This window comes from Nitrobacter sp. TKz-YC01 (assembly GCF_047824785.1).
GTDB lineage: Bacteria > Pseudomonadota > Alphaproteobacteria > Rhizobiales > Xanthobacteraceae > Nitrobacter.
Genome location: NZ_CP181167.1, coordinates 209,659 through 227,380 on the forward strand (window position 1 = coordinate 209,659; position 17,722 = coordinate 227,380).

At 58.9% G+C, this 17,722-nt stretch carries 13 protein-coding genes, 1 tRNA gene and 3 pseudogenes; 6 read left to right on the forward strand and 11 right to left on the reverse strand.

Annotated elements, in window-relative coordinates; genetic code table 11:
• Positions 1–784: 784 nt before the first annotated feature.
• On the reverse strand, positions 785–1,213 hold the full coding sequence (locus ACMYR2_RS00990) for an AAA family ATPase (protein WP_416193505.1): 429 nt from the start codon (positions 1,211–1,213) through the stop codon (positions 785–787).
• Between the two features lie 97 nt (positions 1,214–1,310).
• On the opposite strand from ACMYR2_RS00990, the pseudogene ACMYR2_RS00995 reads away from it, so the two are divergent.
• Positions 1,311–1,942 (forward strand): annotated as a pseudogene (locus tag ACMYR2_RS00995) (IS5 family transposase); the annotation flags it as partial.
• Here ACMYR2_RS00995 and ACMYR2_RS01000 read toward each other — a convergent pair.
• From ACMYR2_RS01000 to ACMYR2_RS01020, 5 genes and pseudogenes are all read right to left on the reverse strand, one after another.
• Positions 1,943–2,761: an intradiol ring-cleavage dioxygenase gene (locus ACMYR2_RS01000; RefSeq protein WP_416193506.1), complete on the reverse strand. Its 819-nt coding sequence runs from the start codon at positions 2,759–2,761 to the stop codon at positions 1,943–1,945.
• A gap of 483 nt (positions 2,762–3,244) precedes the next feature.
• Positions 3,245–4,396, reverse strand: coding sequence for an ABC transporter substrate-binding protein (locus ACMYR2_RS01005; RefSeq protein WP_416193507.1), 1,152 nt, complete (start codon positions 4,394–4,396; stop codon positions 3,245–3,247).
• Between the two features lie 112 nt (positions 4,397–4,508).
• Positions 4,509–4,643: pseudogene (locus ACMYR2_RS01010) on the reverse strand (IS481 family transposase); the annotation flags it as partial.
• A 414-nt stretch (positions 4,644–5,057) separates the two neighbouring features.
• On the reverse strand, positions 5,058–5,468 hold the full coding sequence (locus ACMYR2_RS01015; protein ID WP_347264800.1) for a GNAT family N-acetyltransferase: 411 nt from the start codon (positions 5,466–5,468) through the stop codon (positions 5,058–5,060).
• Positions 5,465–5,839 carry a DUF1778 domain-containing protein gene (locus tag ACMYR2_RS01020; RefSeq protein ID WP_347264793.1) on the reverse strand — a complete coding sequence of 125 codons (375 nt, stop codon included), beginning with the start codon at positions 5,837–5,839 and terminating at the stop codon, positions 5,465–5,467. The genes ACMYR2_RS01015 and ACMYR2_RS01020 overlap by 4 nt, the downstream gene beginning before the upstream one ends.
• Positions 5,840–5,989: 150 nt before the next feature.
• Here ACMYR2_RS01020 and ACMYR2_RS01025 point away from each other — a divergent pair.
• A pseudogene (locus ACMYR2_RS01025) lies at positions 5,990–6,490 on the forward strand (integrase core domain-containing protein); the annotation flags it as partial.
• A 45-nt stretch (positions 6,491–6,535) separates the two neighbouring features.
• Here the strand turns inward: ACMYR2_RS01025 and ACMYR2_RS01030 are convergent.
• Together ACMYR2_RS01030 and ACMYR2_RS01035 are read right to left on the reverse strand one after the other, a co-directional pair.
• On the reverse strand, positions 6,536–6,970 hold the full coding sequence (locus ACMYR2_RS01030) for a DUF992 domain-containing protein (RefSeq protein WP_416193508.1): 435 nt from the start codon (positions 6,968–6,970) through the stop codon (positions 6,536–6,538).
• Between the two features lie 424 nt (positions 6,971–7,394).
• Positions 7,395–7,919 carry a DUF1269 domain-containing protein gene (locus ACMYR2_RS01035; protein WP_347264795.1) on the reverse strand — a complete coding sequence of 175 codons (525 nt, stop codon included), beginning with the start codon at positions 7,917–7,919 and terminating at the stop codon, positions 7,395–7,397.
• A gap of 569 nt (positions 7,920–8,488) precedes the next feature.
• On the opposite strand from ACMYR2_RS01035, the gene ACMYR2_RS01040 reads away from it, so the two are divergent.
• From ACMYR2_RS01040 to ACMYR2_RS01055, 4 genes are all read left to right on the forward strand, one after another.
• A complete protein-coding gene (locus ACMYR2_RS01040; RefSeq protein ID WP_347264796.1) occupies positions 8,489–8,998 on the forward strand; it encodes an RNA polymerase sigma factor in 510 nt (169 codons plus the stop codon).
• Between the two features lie 97 nt (positions 8,999–9,095).
• The gene (locus ACMYR2_RS01045) at positions 9,096–10,064 is read left to right on the forward strand and encodes a FecR family protein (RefSeq protein ID WP_347264797.1); all 969 of its coding nucleotides are present in this window, start codon (positions 9,096–9,098) and stop codon (positions 10,062–10,064) included.
• A 131-nt stretch (positions 10,065–10,195) separates the two neighbouring features.
• The gene (locus ACMYR2_RS01050; protein WP_416193509.1) at positions 10,196–12,694 is read left to right on the forward strand and encodes a TonB-dependent siderophore receptor; all 2,499 of its coding nucleotides are present in this window, start codon (positions 10,196–10,198) and stop codon (positions 12,692–12,694) included.
• A gap of 257 nt (positions 12,695–12,951) precedes the next feature.
• Positions 12,952–13,041, forward strand: a tRNA-Ser gene (locus ACMYR2_RS01055).
• A 906-nt stretch (positions 13,042–13,947) separates the two neighbouring features.
• Here the strand turns inward: ACMYR2_RS01055 and ACMYR2_RS01060 are convergent.
• From ACMYR2_RS01060 to ACMYR2_RS01070, 3 genes are read right to left on the reverse strand one after another with little or no spacing between them, the layout of a single operon-like run.
• Positions 13,948–14,685 (reverse strand): hypothetical protein, encoded by a 738-nt coding sequence (locus ACMYR2_RS01060; protein WP_416193510.1) that lies wholly within the window; start codon positions 14,683–14,685, stop codon positions 13,948–13,950.
• Entirely contained in the window at positions 14,604–14,891 is a 288-nt protein-coding gene (locus ACMYR2_RS01065) for an Arm DNA-binding domain-containing protein (protein WP_416194139.1), read from the reverse strand. The genes ACMYR2_RS01060 and ACMYR2_RS01065 overlap by 82 nt, the downstream gene beginning before the upstream one ends.
• A gap of 25 nt (positions 14,892–14,916) precedes the next feature.
• A complete protein-coding gene (locus ACMYR2_RS01070; protein ID WP_416193511.1) occupies positions 14,917–17,718 on the reverse strand; it encodes a BPTD_3080 family restriction endonuclease in 2,802 nt (933 codons plus the stop codon).
• Positions 17,719–17,722: the final 4 nt, after the last annotated feature.

Sequence of the window (17,722 nt, forward strand, 5' to 3'; positions counted from 1 at the left end):
TTCTACGGAGAAGGGTGTGGAACTTCCTTTCCTTTATTTTCGTCAAAACGCATCCGAGTCTGTGTCTCGGCCTTTGCGATTTCCGCCTTAACCTCGGCCAGCCTCGAGGGGCGGCCCTCGACGATCATCACACCAAGGTCGCCGCCTCCGACGACGGGAGCGCGATCGTTCCGAAAAAGGGTTCCAACAGGACGATGACTTTTGGCCCAAGCCTCCCGCTTGAGGATCACCTTCACGTAACCAATCGGACCTTGGGGCTGCGCCGACAAGACACCAGAGATCGCATCAATTTGGCTTATGAGGGCTGCCTTATGTGCACCAAACTCACGGTCGCGATGAGCGAAGAAATCTTTGCGCCCCCACCGCCACCAGCTTCGCGGGCCTCTTCAAAGTTCTCAGGATTGAGGACAATCTGAATGGGGCTAGCCATGCGTCACCCCGCTATCACTAATCTTGCTCGCTTGACGGCCAAGCCAACGACTGACGGTTGATTTGTCCTTCCCCGCAATGTCGCCGATACCCGCCATGGAAAATCCCAGCGCCGGATCATCGTGCATGGCCCGAAAAAGATTGGATGGCTCATCGAATAGCAGGGCTCGGCGCTCGCTTTGGACGCGCGCAGCGTTGAGCGTCGCAAACTGCCGGAGCGTGTCCAATAATCCCCGCCGATCTTCATCCCGAACTGTGGTCGCTTTCTTGTAGGTTCGAACTAGCGCTTCGATCTCAGCACCAGTCGACCCCTCAGTGAACCACGCGATTAGACGGAGATGACTATCGGGCGCCTTCACTGGTGGCAAAAATATTCAGCTATGGCCTTTCTTACCTCGAAGTCGGGCTTCGGAATCTCTAGCTGGATTTCAAATCGCCGCCATACAGCCGGATCGAGTAACTTCGAGTGGTTGGTGATGCCGATGGTGAAACCAATATTCTGTCGCACATCCAGATTTTGCAGTAGTGCGTTCACAACACGCTTGATTTCACCTACTTCCTGCGGATCATCGCGCACCTTTTCGATGGCGTCGAACTCGTCAAGAAGTAAGACGCAGCGATAGCGATTGGCGAAGGTGAAGAGATTGCCAATATTGCGTGCAGTTGTTCCCAAAAAAGATGATACCAACCCGTCAAGCTTTACAAGAAGGATTGGCATATCGAGCTTGCGCGCGATCCAATAAGCTAGGCGTGTTTTCCCAGTTCCAGGTGCACCATAGATCAAGCATGTCTTAGCTGGCACGATATCTACAGTCGAAAGGGCTTCGGAGTTTGCCCACTCATCGACAATGGTGCCAACGGCTTGCGCGACGGTCAGATTGAAAAACGGTCTGCGCTGGCGCGATGCGCCGCGTGAGTACGGTCCGCACAAGACCATCTACAATCGGTTCGTGCGCTGGAGCCGACTTGGTGTGTTCAACAAGATCTTTGCCGAACTGGCGCGCAAAGGTAGCAAGCCATCTCTCCTGATGATCGATGCGACGCACCTGAAGGCGCATCGCACCGCCGCAAGCCTGTTAAAAAAGGGCCTGTTCCCCGACGTATCGGGCGCACGAAGGGCGGCTTGAACTCCAAACTGCACGCCGTCTGCGACGGTCAGGGCCGCCCCGTCATCATGCTGCTCAGCGAAGGCCAGATGAGCGATTACAAGGGCGCGGCCCTGATGATCGATGTGCTGCCGCCCGCCAGACAGTTGCTCGCCGACAAGGGCTACGACGCCAACTGGTTTCGCCGGGCGCTTGCCGAGCGCGGCATCACGGCATGCATCCCGTCGAAGTCAAACCGCAAAGAGCCCGTCCAACACGACCGCATTCTCTATCGCCAGCGGCACAAGATCGAGAACATGTTCGGCAGGCTCAAGGACTGGCGGCGTATCCATACCCGCTACGACCGATGCGCGCACACATTCTTCTCCGCTATCTGCATCGCAGCAACCATCATCTTCTGGCTCTGATCAATGAGTCCTGAGCCTAGTCCTTGGAACGATAGCGTCCAATCTATCCTGAGACGTTCTGTTTTTGCTCGTGGAGGGCCGCGGTCCCCCGGCAGGTGGAGGACCTGCCGGCCGTCGCATCCCCTCAGCATAGTGCGAGATATTGTTAGGGTTCGCGCCGATGATCATCGAGACCAGGTAATGACCAGTCTCCTCCTTCACATTTGCATATGATGCTCGTGTAGCTTCGGTTGCGATCGAATCATCGCTATTCAGCGTATCGCGAGACTGTTTACGCGATGAATACGGCGGAACATACTGATATATGTACTCGCTAAGAGCGTCAGGAAAGAAAATCTGCCCGGTCAGAACATTCCTGGAGTCGATGAACGCTTTAAAATGGATATGCGTGGTTCGACCTGGATACCAACCAGGATAGATCGACTGGAAACGAACAACACCTCGCTGGTCGGCGAATTGCGTCCCCCTCAAGAAGGACTGACCTTCCGTCGAAATCTGATGCTCGGAATCGTCGCCCTGCCCCGGGTAATTCGAATACACACCGGTTGCATCGCAATGCCAAATATCGACACGCGCTCTGTTGAGCGGTTTACAGCGCTCATCAACAACCTGAAGCAATAACGTGATGGGCACGCCTTGCTTTCCCTCCGCGACGTCGGAGCGAATCAGCTTGGGATCAAAATAGAACGGTCCTTCGGTCACCTCCGGCGTCAAAAGGCAGACGTCCGAGTTTAACAGACCAGCCTCCGTCGTGTTTTCTTGAGCGAAGACATCCCGGGGGATAAACTGTCCGCTCGCGGTAACGGCAATGGCTGTCAAAAATCCTCTCCGGGTGGATCGCGCTTCATGGGTCAACCTTCCGTCTCCCTTGCCACCGGCCGTGCGATGTAGCGGCTAATGCGCGCCTGGGCCGATCGTTCCAACGGGTACTCGACAGAGTGGCTGGCTAAATCCATCAGGCACCGCACCGAGCGACCGGCGTACGACCCGCAAATCATCGCCGGCAGGTTTACCAATTCTGCTAAATGCCACCGCACCGATAGAGATCATCTATGTGTGTCCGCGACCGAGCTGGTCGTGTCAGCCGGGACCCATGTCCCTCGCCTATCGGGCAATTGCGGCGGGTCAGCGCCAGAGTGGCATTGCAGTTGGAGAAGTTCAATGCTGGATAACGTCAGCGGTCGCTGCCTCTGGCTGTCTCCCGCCGACCCGGCCCCGCCGCCGGCTGGCTGCGTCTTTGAATCGTCGCTGCCAGCCATCTCAATGTCTTCCTATCGTCTTCCTATCGTCTTCCTATCGTCTTCAGCGGCCGACAGGATAGAGGCCTGTTACCTGTGTTGGGTTCGGCCCTTGCGGTGCGCCGATGTAGTGCTCGAACTGAAACTTGAGTCGCTCGATGCGAGCACGATCCTGCATAAAGGCGCGGAAGCCTACCGGATAGGTATTGTAGTGGATCACTGGCCCGAAGCCTTCGGGCGGCGTGCAGTCATGGCGTACTGGCCACAACCCCATTCCTTCCTGCCGTTCCTTCGACAAGAGCCAGCTTAGGTACAGTTCGGCCGCGGCAGGATGACGTGCGTCCTTGAAAATGGCGCCGGTTTGAGGCCATGTGAGAAAGCTGTCGCTCTTTGGCAGGATCAGCTTGAACGGAGCATCCGGCGGCGCGGTCAACACGCCGGACGCTGTGAAGGTGGCCGCTTTGTCGCCCTTGGCGACAACGAGTCGTGCCGGCACCGTGCCGCGAATCCACTGCACATCCTGAGCCATCAGCCGGTCCATATACCCCCATCCATGCTCGGCAATAATGCGGTCGAACTGATAGAGCACGGCATCGTCGTCGTGAGGATATGTAAGAACAGTGCGTCCCTTCCACTTCGGGTCGAGGTAGTCGATCGCGTCGCGCGGCGCTTCCGCGTCGGACACTAGTTTAGTGCTGATGATATTAGAGAAGCAGAAGATATTGACCGTGACATAAGCGCCATCAGGATCGCGGAAATCTCCATACACTTGATCCCACCCCAAAGGCTTGTAAAGCCGCAGACGCCCCTTGGTCTTCCAGCGGTCGAAATCGTGCAGGGTCTGCAGGTGCGCTACGTCGCATTCGAGCTTGCCGCGGGCGAGCTGATTGTCAATACGGGCATCATGATATTTGCTGAGGTCTACCAGGATGCGGATATTCATACCCGGAAAGCGCCTCTTGAAGGCCTCCTCGACAGCCGCCTGCGCATTGGGGATATCGCCGCCGGCGTAAACGATCAGATCTCCGCCTTCGGCTACTGCCACCTTGTGCAATTCCTCCAGCGAACGCCTCTCGATCCCCGGCGCCTGTTTTGTCGAGCCGAGCGTTCCCTGAGCTTGCGCTAATGCCCGTCCGACTGTCGGAAGCAAGATTGGCGCCGCGAGTACGCCGATTCCAAAATATCTGCGGCTCAGATTGTGTTTGGAGGTTGGCATGTCGTCCTGTCCTCCTTTTCGCCCGAACGCCGGGACTGTAGAAGCATGTCTTCGATGTGACCGAGGATGGCTTCTGTAGCGACGTCCCTGACAACCGCAATACGCCGCTGCCGTAATGAAAGCGCTTGACAGGCGTATCCTTGATGGTGCGGTTCATCCGCTCGACTGAGCCATTGTACAGGGAATTGATATTGGTGAATCTGTGCTCGATGCCGTTCTCGCGGCAACGCATATCAAACATATGGTATGGGCTTTGTGTCGCAAGGTCTGCCGATTTGGAATAGCGCGGCAGATAGGCCCGCACGAACAGCATGCGGCTGTGGCACAGCCGGACATGAGCGACTTTCACGATCGCCGTCATAGCCGCGGCCGCGCAGCTCTTCGAAGATCGGATCAAGGTCAGCTGTTCGCGCGCGGATTTGGTCGCGTTCGACGCCAGCAACACATCGAGCTCAGAGCCTGTTTGAGAATTCACCCAAGCACATCAATCGATGTGGCGGCGAAGCGCTGGTTGCTCCAAAATTCGCAGAAAATAAGCCGCCGTCCTGCGACGGCGCCATCTCCAATCAGGCTGTCGTGCCTTTCTCAAACAGGCTCTGAGAGCGGGAGATGACGGCAACGGCCGGGGCAGCGGCTGCGGCGGAGAACAAAAGGGCCGGAGCTACAGCCGCTCCAGGTTCTTGATCAGCGCGAACAGGTGAAGAGAGTCGCTCGGCGATTCCGCGAAGTCGAAACGCCGGTAGAAGTTCCGCGCCCGCTCGTCTTTCGCATGGACGACGATTGCCCGGATGCCGGCGATGTCAGCGGCCTGCAAGGTCCGCAGCACGGCGTCGCGCAGCAGCCCTGCGCCGACGCCCTTGCCCTGCCAGTCAATGCTGACGCCGAGGCGGGCCAGCAGCGTGATCGGCAGCACGGAGTGCCGGGCAAGACCCTTTGTGAGGCGTTCCGGCGCGTCGTCATAGCGGACTTCGCCGACGGCCAGCGTGTAGAAGCCGATGACGGCATCGTCGGCAAGGCCGACATAGGTCTGTGAGGCGTTGGCCTGCTGGTTGGGAAGGGCGTACCGGATCAGGAAGCGGTTGAGCGCATCCTGGCCGCAGTCGAAGGCTTCGACGGCGTGGCGGCGATGGAGCTTTTCAACGCGAAAGCCGGTCGCGCAGGCCCGCTGCCGGAGAAGATGCCCGGCTCGCTCAGCAGCTTGCGCAGGGCCGGCAGGTCGCGCGGCGGCGCGTCGAGGGCGGCGATGAAGGCTTCCCATTTGCCGGGATCGAGCTGGAAGGCCCGGCGGTCAGCCAGCGCTTCCTCCGCGCGGCCGAGAGCGCTTTCGAGCACGAAGTCGCTGAGCGTGCGGCGTTCGACCTGCGCGGCGGCAGCCAGGGTGCGCTTGGCCTCGGGCGTGAGACGAAGATCGAGCTTTTCGGTCCGGGCGGTTCGCGTGGTCATGATGATACCTCTCTATTTCATCCCACCACGTTTCGCCCGACAATGTCATGACAAATCGTCTGGCTGTGACCGTGTGCATGCCGGCTTGGGGAACGCCCGACGCTTCAAGCGCGCCGGTTCGCTCGTCCAACTCTCGGGCAAGAAGAGCCGCAGGGCAAGCTGCGCTTGTTCGTCGGGATCGACCGGACGTCCAAGTTCGCCTATGCCGAACTCCATCAGCAGGCAGGCAAGATGGTCGCAGCCCGGTTCCTGCGCAATCTCATTGCGGCGGTTCCCTACACCGTCCATACGGTGCTGACAGACAACGGCATCCAGTTCACCAACCATGTCCGTCACAAATACCCTTTCCACCACATCTTCGATCGGGTCTGCGACGAGAACGGCATCGAGCACAGGCTCACCAGGATCAATCATCCCTGGACCAACGGGCAGATCGAGCGGAGGAACCGAACCATCAAGGACGCCACCGTCAGGCGCTTCCACTACGACAGTCATGAACAACTGCGTCGGCACCTTCAGGACTTCATCGACGCCTACAACTTCGGCCGACGGCTCAAGATGCTCAAGGGCCTCACACCCTACGAGTTCATCTGCAAACAATGGACAATCAAGCCGGATCGATTCATCATAAATCCAATCCATCAAAACTAAGGACTAAATACCGGCCGGGATATGGCGTTACAGCCCCGTGAGCGCTTACTGTCTGCCTCCAGATCCCAATGTCAGCCGGGTTACTCCGATCGCGAGATTGATTCCGACACTGAGTTCGACGGAGAGTGGCTGCAAGACGACCGACCGCCTCGACCCGCCGATGAGAACGTTGGCGCCAAGGCCAGGCCCGAGCGCAACATGACCGCTTGCGCCGACATAGGTACCCCTCATGGTCGCGCGACCGATCCTCGAATTCTTGGCTAGGACAGCCCAGGACAGTACGCCACCTTGAGTGAGGCCGATATCAAGGCCCATGCGGCTGATACGCCCCGCATAGATATACTGGCGGGCTGGACGGGTGTTGTGAAACACGCAGCGGAGCGACTGCGTCGAGCCTACAATCAATCCAACCCGTGCGTCAGCCGAACACACCAGTCTGCCGACCCGAAACAGATCAGCCTGCGCTGGCGAGGTCACCATGCATATCCACGCGATGGCGCCAACCGCGCCAATCAAGTTCATTCTCAGCATACAGAGGCCCTTTCAGCTTCAGTCGTGACTCTTGCTTCAGGTCTTTGGGGCTGAAGTCCCAGAATTACCGAGGCCGTTCATTGAATCAGAGGCGAAGCTCCGGATTGTTGTTCTGACGCATTCTCTGCGCGCCCGCGATCGGAAGCAGTGATGCGGGCCTTTACAGGGTTCTTGTCGCGCGCGCGTTATCTCTTGCCGGGTGCCGTGGTGGTCGAACCTTATGATCTATTGCTCTGACCGGGTGCCGTGTCTGTGATGGCGGACTTGGTGATGTCGATCCTGAGATGGTGCCCGGTGCATTGATGCCGTTTGCTTTCGCCGTCGAACCGGCGCAACGCCGGGAGTGCAATCGTGCTATGATGACAAGATTACGTCACGCTGCAGGTTGAGCAACATTCGACAGGGCGTCTTTCAACTTCTGCTCCTGCTCTGACGACAACGAGGAGCGGATCACGTGACCTTTGAAGTCGGACAGCCGAGCAAGAATTTTTTCTGGCTGGGCTTTGCGGATCAGCAGAAAGAGCGCGGAGGTGCCCGGCTTGAGCGTCTCGCCGATCGACTTGATGAGATCATCATTGATCCCGTAATCTATCATATTGCCGGCCAGAGCGCCGGAACCAGCGCCGACGGCTCCACCAAGCGCAAAGCCCGCAAGCGGATTGAGAAACAGAAGGCCGATCAACGTGCCCCACATCGCGCCGCGTAACCCGCCCGTGGCCGCGCCAACGCTCGTCAGACTGAAGCTTTGCTTGATCCTGACCTTGCCCTCGGGATCGCGAATGGCGACGACGGCATCTTCCAGATCGATCAGGTATTCGCTTTGCAAACGGTTTAGCTCAGTTAAAACCCGATCGGCATCATCTTCCTTATCAAAACCGACGACCAGAAACTCAGCCATAGCAATTCCTCCAGGCAGCAGAACCGAACGTGTCACAAACTTTCAAAGCATTTAGGTAGCGTATCTCACAGGATGGAAAAATGACAAACAGGGAATCATGCCCATCCGTTTAAGTATGGTGAGATAGGTGAACGTCCGCATCGGCGCCTTCCGTCATGGGCTGAAGCAGCTAACGCCTCGAAGACCGAGCGCCGCCTCTTTTACTTAAACTTGCACAAGCGGCAGCTTCCGGGAATTAACCCATTCATCAATTGTCGCACGTGCAGATAATTTTCAACACTGTAAACGTTACGACGTGATCCTGCTCGCTCATCGTTGAGAGTATCGGCCCATGAGGCCGGAGATGCATGCCTGCGCGAAATTGGGATACGTTTGGGACGGGCCTTCAGCAAGGCCGGCTTGACAACAACCGTTTCAGGTCGAACTGGCGCGAGCCGAGGGTCTGTCGGTTTTAGAACCGATCTATATTATTGGGATTGCAACCGTTTTGTCGTCTCACTATAGGTGCCCTGCCATCGCGACGATAAGACCCAAGCGCGCCTAGCGCGTATCCCGAGCGGCGTCATGTCATGACCGAAGCCATTATCCATCCCATTGGACAACTGATCGAAAGCCATTATTTCGAGTTGCGCTCGTTTGCCCGCCGCAAGCTCCGCAACGCCACGCTCGCGGAGGACGTGGTTCAGGAAGCGTGCCTGCGGGTGGCGAGCGCGCGGAACGAGGAGATCGCGAACCCTCGCGCCTTCCTCTACCGCGTGGTCAGCAATCTCGTCATCGACCACCAACGCAAGGCACAGCGCCACGAGCTGGTTGCCGAATGGTCTGTCGATGAGGTGGAGATCATTGACGAATCAGCCGACGCTGAACGTCAGCTTGTCGCCCGGCAGCGGCTCGCATTGCTGTCCAAAGCCATCGCCGAGCTTCCGCCGCGCTGCCGTGAATGCTTCGTTCTCCGGCGCTTCGACGGCCTCGACCACGATGAAATCGCCCGGCACATGGGCATCAGCCGCAACATGGTCTCCAAGCATCTTCGGCTGGCGATCGCTCATTGCGCCCGGCGCGTGCGGGAAGGCGATTGATATTTTTGCGATCCGACCTCCTGTTCTTTTGAATTTCGTCGTCATACAGGCAAGAGTGCGGCTCGACCGCAATGCCCATCCTGCGAGTCGCGCGAGGATGCTGAACCCGGCCATGGAACACGGCGACAAGACATCGATCCTGGATGAGGCCGCCGAATGGTACATCAGGCGCGACGGTGGAACGCTGTCGGCGACTGAGCGGGCTGAGTTCGAGCGATGGATGAGCGATCCCGCGAACCGGGCCGCCTACGCGGAGATCGACGCGACATGGCGTGAGGTGGCGGCGCTTCCGCGTCCGGACATCGCTTCCGCGCGGATCTCACCATCGAAGCGCTCGCTATGGCGTGGCGTCCGTCAGCAGGCGCTGGCGGCGGCCGCCGCCGTCCTCGTGATTTTTGGCGCGGGATATAGCCTCGACCTGCCGATGCGCTTGCAGGCCGACGCCTACACCGCGACGGGAGAAACCAGGACGGTTACACTTTCCGACGGCTCAAGCGCCGTGCTCAACACGGCGAGCGCGATCGCGATCGACTATTCCCCCGGCGTGAGGCGCATCCGCCTGCTTCGCGGCGAGGCGTTGTTCACGGTGGCCAAGGATGCGTCGCGGCCATTTCTCGTTGATGCCGACGCTGGCGAGGCGAGGGCGCTGGGAACGGCCTTTGCGGTGCGGCGGGAGGACGAGGGTGTTTCCGTCACCGTGCTGGAGAGCCGTGTCGGCGTATCGTACCTTGCCGGACGCTCCCCCGTGGTCGAACTGTCGCCCGGCGAGACCGTGCGTTATTCGAGTGCTGGCGTCGGCTCGGTCCGATCGGTCGATGCGGGCGCGGAAACGGCCTGGCAGCGCGGCAAGCTGATCTTCGTCGATAAGCCGCTGGGCGAGGTGATCGCCGAACTCAACCGCTATCACTCCGGACGCATTCAGATCACCGACAGCTCAATCGGCAGTCATCCCGTGAGCGGCGTGTTCGACATGCGTAATCCCGTCGGCGTGCTCGACGCCATCGAGGGAGCGCTCGGCCTGCATTCCACGCGGCTGACGAACCTCCTGATCCTCCTTCACCGCTGACGCGATTTTATTTTCGTCCGCGACATCCCCGTTCGGCGCCACCCGGCGTCACACCAATGAAGACCCTGCCTGCGGAAGCCTCAAACGGCGACCCCGGCGCGGGAGCTTGAGGGGTATATCGGGGGCGCGGGATGCGATCGAACATCAATAAGGGCGGACAAGGCGCGAACTGGAAGAGGCTGGCGGCGGTTCTGAGTGCAACAACAGCGCTCTCCACAGTGCTGACGCCGATTCAAGCGAACGCGCAATCCGCGTCCCCAGTGACAGCCGCAGCTTCATCCGCGCGAAGCTATGCGATTCCAGCCGGCCCGCTGGCCAACGCGCTCAATCGTTTTGCTGATGTATCGCAGCTTCAACTGCTATACAGCGGGGAAACGACACGCGGCCTGCGTACCCGCGGACTCAACGGCTCCTACACGTCGCAGCAGGCGCTGGCGCAACTTCTCGGCGGCACTGGACTCACGTTTCGATTCTCGGGCGGTTCGAACGTCACGATCGAACGGCCGGGCGCGCCCGTAGCGGTCGGAGCAGCGCCCGCCGGCGCGATCTCGCTCGACACCATCGATGTGGAGGGGGCATCGTCGAGTGATCCCGGCCGGACGGAGGGCACCGGCGCCTATACGCCGAGCGTGACGGCGACCGCGACCGGGCTTCAACTCAGCCCTCGCGAAACGCCGCAGTCGGTCAGCGTCATCACGCGTCAGCACATCGAGGATTTCAACCTGAGATCGGTCAGCGAGGTCATCGATCATACGCCGGGCCTGAGCGCCGTGAATTCCGGAGGTGAGCGAGTCACTTTCTATGCCCGCGGCTTTCCGGTTCGGAATTTCCGGTATGACGGTGTGCCGATCTCTTTTCAGAATTTCGCAGGCGGCAACGCAACCACCGAGCAGCGAACGGACATGGCGATGTACGATCGGGTGGAAGTTCTGAAGGGAGCGTCAGGCCTTCTGACAGGGGTCGGCGACCCCGGCGCGACGATCAACATGATCCGCAAGAAACCGACCCGCGCCTTTCAGGGCTACACGACGCTCAGCGCCGGTTCCTGGAACGACTATCGCGGCGAACTTGACATTGGCGGTGCGCTGAACGAGAGCGGGACCGTGCGTGGCCGCTTCGTCACCGCACATCAGGACAATGAATCGTTCCTCGATCATTACCACCGTAAAAGCTCGCTGTTCTACGGGATCATCGAGGCTGATCTGACGCCGGATACGTTGTTCACTGTCGGCGCGGACTATCAGCGCAGCGTTCCGAGAGGAACTGCCAATGGCGTGATCATCATGTTTAACCGCCTCGGCGAATTCAACGAAATGCCGCGCTCGTTCAATCCCGCGACGAACTGGGCCACCTGGGAAGCGTGCACCTACAACAGCTTCGTCAAGCTCGAACACCGGTTCGACAACGAATGGCGGGTCAAGCTGCAACTCAACCATCAGATCGGCGGCTACGACGCCACGAACGGCTGCGCCTGTGGCGGCTTTCCCGACCCGCTGAACGGCACCGGCGTGACGATGTGGCGGAGCGTGTGGACCAGCAAGGCTGAAACCACGGCGGCCAATGTTTATGCGACCGGACCGTTCTGGCTGTTCGATCGCAAGCACGAACTTGTTCTCGGCGGCAGCAGTTCGAGACAAAGCCGGGTACGTGTAAATCACGACCCGGCTGACTCGAACGTCAATGTGCCCGACTATTATAACTGGACCGGCAACTTTCCCAAGCCGGGGTGGATACCGTTCCTGCCGGACGATCCGAACAAAGAGATTTTTGAAGAGAACTCATTCTACGCGATGACGCGGCTTCAGACGCATGACAGGCTGAAGGTGCTGCTGGGCGCGCGCATCACAAACTATGAAGCGCGGCAACGCATCTTTGGGACCAGCTCCCACCTCAAAAAGTCGGGTCAGGTAATCCCGTATTACGGCGCCATTTTCGATATCACTGATGTTCTTTCCGCCTATGCCAGCTACACCGGCATTTTCCAGCCCCAGGCAGCACTGAATGAACAGGGCACGACGCTCCCGCCAATCGAAGGCATCAATACGGAGGTCGGTCTCAAGGCCGCCTTTTTCGACGGACGCATCAACGCCAGCGCCGCTTACTTTCAAGTCAAGCAGGACAATTACGCGGTTCCGACCGGTGGTCTTACGCCAATCGGAACACCGGCCTACCGTCCGGCGGACGGCGTAATCACCAAGGGTTTTGAACTGGAAATTTCGGGTCAGCTCTCGCCGCAGTGGCAGCTTCAGGCCGGGTTCACCCATAACATCTCGATGCTGAACAACGAGAGGGTTGCTTCCACGCCGACGCCAGCGAACCAGTTCACGTTCTACAGCACCTACAAGCTCGACGGTGCGCTCGACGGCTTGATGGTGGGCGGCGGTACGCGCTGGGTGGACACGACCTCGGATAAAGTGACTCACCCGATTGATGGCTCGATATGGCATACCGCGCCGAGCTACTGGGTCGTGGATGCGATGGCGAGCTACAAGTTCAACGATAAGTTGTCAGCCACGCTCAACATCAGAAACCTGCTCGATAACAAATACTACACGTTTTATGGCTGGTATAATGGCTATTCATGGGGCGCGCCGCGTAGCGTGCTTCTCAGCATGACGTACAGGTTCTGACGGGCGGGTTGATGGACCGGCCAGCGCGCGTTCATCGGCATGTATATTACCGTGGCCTGGCTGTCAGCCCTTGCTCCGTTCGTCCGGCGCAAGTCCTATCCACCCGGCGCTTCGGCGCGCAAGAGGACGCCGAACCTGCGGTAAATCACGCAAGGCGGCTCTTGATGGCGGAGAGCACAGTATATTGCCAGGGAAATCCCGCCGCCGTAGCTCCTCACTCTTGCAAAAATTGGTGCGCCGCCTATGAGAAGGGGCCCGGAGAGATGGCCGAGTGGCTTAAGGCGCACGCTTGGAAAGCGTGTGTGCGGGAAACCGTACCGTGGGTTCGAATCCCACTCTCTCCGCCAGCCCTATTCGCCTCAACATTCTCCGCCGCCCCGATCGACGCGCAAAAACGCGCGATATTGCGGGGTTTTCGGACCAAAGCTGTTGACTGCGCGACCCGGTCAAAATGCCGATTTCGCTCTCTCCGGGCCGATATTCTCCAAACCTCATGACTTCGCGGATTTGGTACAGGTTCGTAAGTTGCTGGTAATGCGGTGTTATTTTTGGTGCTGTCGCCGTACTTTTGGATTTTTCTTTGGCTGGCGAAGGAAACCCGGATCGAACTTTCTCGCCACTGAGGTCTTGCTGCACGCCTGTGTCACGGCAAGACGAGCCTCCATCCGGCCGTAAAAGGCGGTGAGCGCCATTATTCTACTGGCTCGACCACGGTGACGCTCGAATGCTTCGTGACAATGTCCTGTACGTAACTCGGCTTGAACGCGACATCCCAGGCCCACTGTCCAAATCCCCCAGTGCCGTTGATCGCGTTGACCCACTCGTTCAGCGCGTCGCGCTTAGCCTTGTTCTGCGGGCTATCTGTTCCCTTAATCGAAAATTTCTGTTGTCTGAGATATTTCCGGTAACGTCCGATTCGTGGCGAGTTGATGTGGGCTGGTCTCCCAGAGACATCCTTGATTGAGTTGCTAAAAGGCAGCGCAACGAAGCCGATCGACGGTTTTCCAGCATGATCTCGGGCCAGCCCAGCCCTCCCCCCTTGAACCCAATAAAAAAACTGCCCCTATCGTCTCGGATTGCAGGCGTACCGCCGATGAGTCGTCGCGCATCGGCGGCGTCTGAATTGACGTAAGCAATGCCTTGTCGGGACAATGCGTCGTGGTGACGCCCCGAGCGCATCCAAATTTTTATGCGGCACCTTCGGTCATTTCGACGACAGAATATTCGCTGCTTCCCATTAACAAACGGACCGTTCAACGCCCAGGCTGCCTAAGTACCCGACATTTCCCGAAACGCATGGATACCCAAGATGAGGTACCATCAGCCCAGTACCGACTTAGGATGGAGTTCCCATTCGCACCATCGTCAGGTACGAAGAGAGTAAAAAGGGAATTGCCGTCGTTCCTCCCAAATGTAAGTGTGTAAACCGGCATGTTTCTCAGCTTTTTGGGAAGAGCTTGGGTTATTGGATCCTGAGAGACAAACTCGTCTCCCTTATGTATTCCGAGAATGTCGTACGTCACTTGCTTCATCACCGGCCGAGGTTCAGCTACTCTTCGAGTAGCTTCTTCTTTCCCGATCTTTTCGGTCCGCATGTAGTATTCGACCATTCTCGTAAAGGCGAACGGCGCTAGTCCATCTTCTCGGTCCCACACCACTTTGCTTGCCGCCAAATCAATCTGCAGATTAAAATCCTCATAACTAAAGACATTTTTCGTATAGCAATGCTCGTTGCGAGGAAGGGAACGCGACGCGCTGCTGAACACCGTTTCGCCTGTGTAGCTACAGGAAGCGTCCCCGGACTTCCCGTTCTTCGTCTTTTCGTAAATAAATCCGCACTCAAATCCGCGCGCATTATGCACGACATTCTGTGCGAAGGCGCTGCTATAACCAATAAAAACTACCGCGATTACCAACGCGGCTCTGTGGCCTTCCAAGTGCACGGTGTCCCCCAACTGATCTCGCGTTTTGTCCCGATCCAGCTCCGCCAACAACGAATCCCCCGTCGCCACGGACGCCCAACCACACGGACACGACACGCCTTGCCGCCTTCGCGGGCAATCCTTCGATATTCAGCTGCCTTTTCTCGTGCGGCAGCCAAGGACACCAGTCGGAGGCCGCCGAGTCCGATGTCGCGTCGGCGTCCATGGACTATGGTTCGGAGTACCCAACGCTTGGTCCCGGTTGGGTCTACGATAAGATAGGGTCCATTGCCGTCGGCATTACGCCACCGATTCTGCTACAGCGACGTTCGTACGTTTGGTAATAATGTCCTGCACATCACTCGGCTTGAACGCGACATCCCAGGCCCACTGTCCGAATCCTCCAGTGCTGTTGATCGCCTTGACCCACTCATTCAGCGCGTCGCGCTTAGCCTTGTTCTGCGGGCTGTCAGTGCCTTTTATTTCCAAGGCAAGCATCTTGCCGCCAGACAACCGGACAAGAAAGTCGGGAATATACCGTCGCCGCGACCCAGCCCACATGTACTGAATCTGGAAGCCGAGATGATCGTTCTTGGCATAGGCGACAACATCGTCCCGCCCCTGGAAAACATTCGCCGCATGCCCCTCCCACGACGAGTCTCCGACGAGGTGGCTGATGTGCGACTTGATCGCCGGGAAGCAGGGCTTTGTCGTGTACCAAGTCCGCATCTGACCGGTGGCGCCGATCGGGTTCTCCTCGTCGAAGACCGGAGTGAGGCGTTCCGTGTTCTGCTCGCTCACGTGACGCATGACATGCTGGACAACGAGGTCGATGTTCAGCGCGATCAGGATCCGGCGGCGCAGAGGATCGGAGTGGAAGAGCGACGGTATGTCCAGAAGCTTGGAATTCAGGAAGCTCTCAACGATGCGCACCAGTTGTGCCGCAAGGTACTCCTCGGTTCCAGAAAAGCTCTGGCGGAATTCGGCAAAGCCCTTGCGGGCAGCCTGAAAGACAAGCCGTTGCAGGCGGAAGCCGTCTGGAAGGCGCTCCAGATCGATCGCGGTGACCTTGCCCATATCTGTCGCGCCACCCAAGGCAGGCGCCAGTTCGGCGCTGATGGGCGTTGAGGCAGGGTCAAGCACCAGCGCAGGTACCTTGTCCCACGCCATAGTCAGCTGCGGCTTCACCACGGTTTCGACGCGCAGCACATTGGGCCACTTGATCTCCAGGTGTGCTCGATCCGGAATGACCTCGATCTGGGTGGTCGGCCTCGGAGGCGGAGGGGGGTCGCCACCTTCGCCGGTTTCCGAGATGGACAGAGGAACGCCAAAGACGTTCACATATTCCGGCAGGAACAGTCCCTTCTCATCCGTATCGTAGGAGACCCTGCGGAGACCGCGACCGACCACCTGCTCGCACAAAAGCTGCGAGGTGAACGCGCGCAAACCCATGATGTGGGTAACATTCTTGGCGTCCCAGCCTTCGGACAACATCGCGACAGAGATGACGTTCTGCAGATACTGGCCCGCAGCGCCACGCTTGCCGACATTATCGACGATCTCGCGCAGCAGCTCTTCCTTCTTCATGCCCAGCAGCTGCTGCTTTCGCGTCTCCGGCAAGTCTGCGGCTTCGATGATGCCTTTCAGCCTGTTCTCGTAGTCCTTGTCGGACGTGGCGGCTTCACCGATCTCCGCCTTCTCCAGCACCTTCGAATCAACGCGCAACGTCCTGGTCGGGGCATGCAGCTCCGGCCAGTGTGAGTCGCCCTTGTTGAAATAGTGCTCCACCCGCGCCGCCGTCTCGGTCCGGTTGCAGACCGTCAGCATCACCGGTGGCGAATGATGCCCAGCATCACGCCACTGTCTCTGTGTCTCGCGCCAATCGGCGCCGAGAAGCGTATAGGCGTCCTGCACCAGCTTCGGCAGCGCTTCATGCGGCTCGGCCTTCGCCCTGTTCAGATCCTCGGACACCGATGGATCGCGGTAGATGTGGTAAAGCTTCGACCGCAGCGTCCTGGCGTCCGGCAGGGCATCGTCACGCACCACCACGCGCGGCGTCTTGACCAGTCCGGCCTCGATCGCGTCGTTCAGCCCGAAATCCGAGATGATCCAGTCGAACAGCGCCGTATCGGTGCTCTTCTTGCCGGTCGGCGCAAACGGGGTGGCGGAAAGGTCGAAGCTGCGCTGGATGCGGCGTGTCTTGTGGATGCGGTCCAGCCCCTCGATCCAGCGGGTCGCCTCATCAAGGTCGATCCCCTGTTCGGCCGCCAGCTTCTTGCTGATCTTCACCTCGGGCGGTTTGCGATAGGCGTGGTGCGCCTCGTCGTTGATGACAATGATATCCTTGTGGGCGGCCAGCTTGCCCAGCACACGGCGGGTGAACGCCTCGTCCGACTCCCGGCCCTTCTTCACGACCGAGCGTTCCTGCTCCTTCAACGGCATCAACGTGTGCCAGTTCTCGATCATCACCTCGGCCTGGTTCAGCTTCTGACGCAGCGCCTCGGACGGGCACAGGTTGAACTCGTCGTAGTAGCTGCCCTCGCTGGGCAACAGGACCTGCAGACGTTCCTTCACCGTCAGGCCCGGCGCGACGATGAACACGGCGCGGCTGAAATCCTTGTTCCGCTTCGGATAGGTCAGCGCGTTCAGCACCTGCCAGGTGATGATCATTGCCATCACCGTGGTCTTGCCAGCGCCGGTCGCCATCTTGTTGCAGAGCCGTTCCCATGTGCCGCCATCGCCGGGGATCGCGATGCCCTGCTTGAACGCTTCCGCCCCCTCGATCCACCAGATCAGCGTTTCAATCGCCTCCAACTGGCAGAAGTAAAACGGATGCTGCCGCGCATCCCGGTCGTGCCAGTGTTCCAGCAGCTTGCGGGTGACGATGGTCGCGCCAGGCCAGCCCGCCTCGCGCCAGGCATCGACGCGGGCGCGGATGGTGTTGACCAGATCCAGCACCTCGGTCCGCTTGGTGTTGTTGCGGGCGTCGAAGACCTCGTAGCTCGCAGGACGACGCTCGGCCTTGATCTCCAGCTTGCCCCCTTTGCCCTCAACCCAGTGCTGCGCCGGGCATTCCCACGGCTTGTTGATGATGAGCGACATGGGG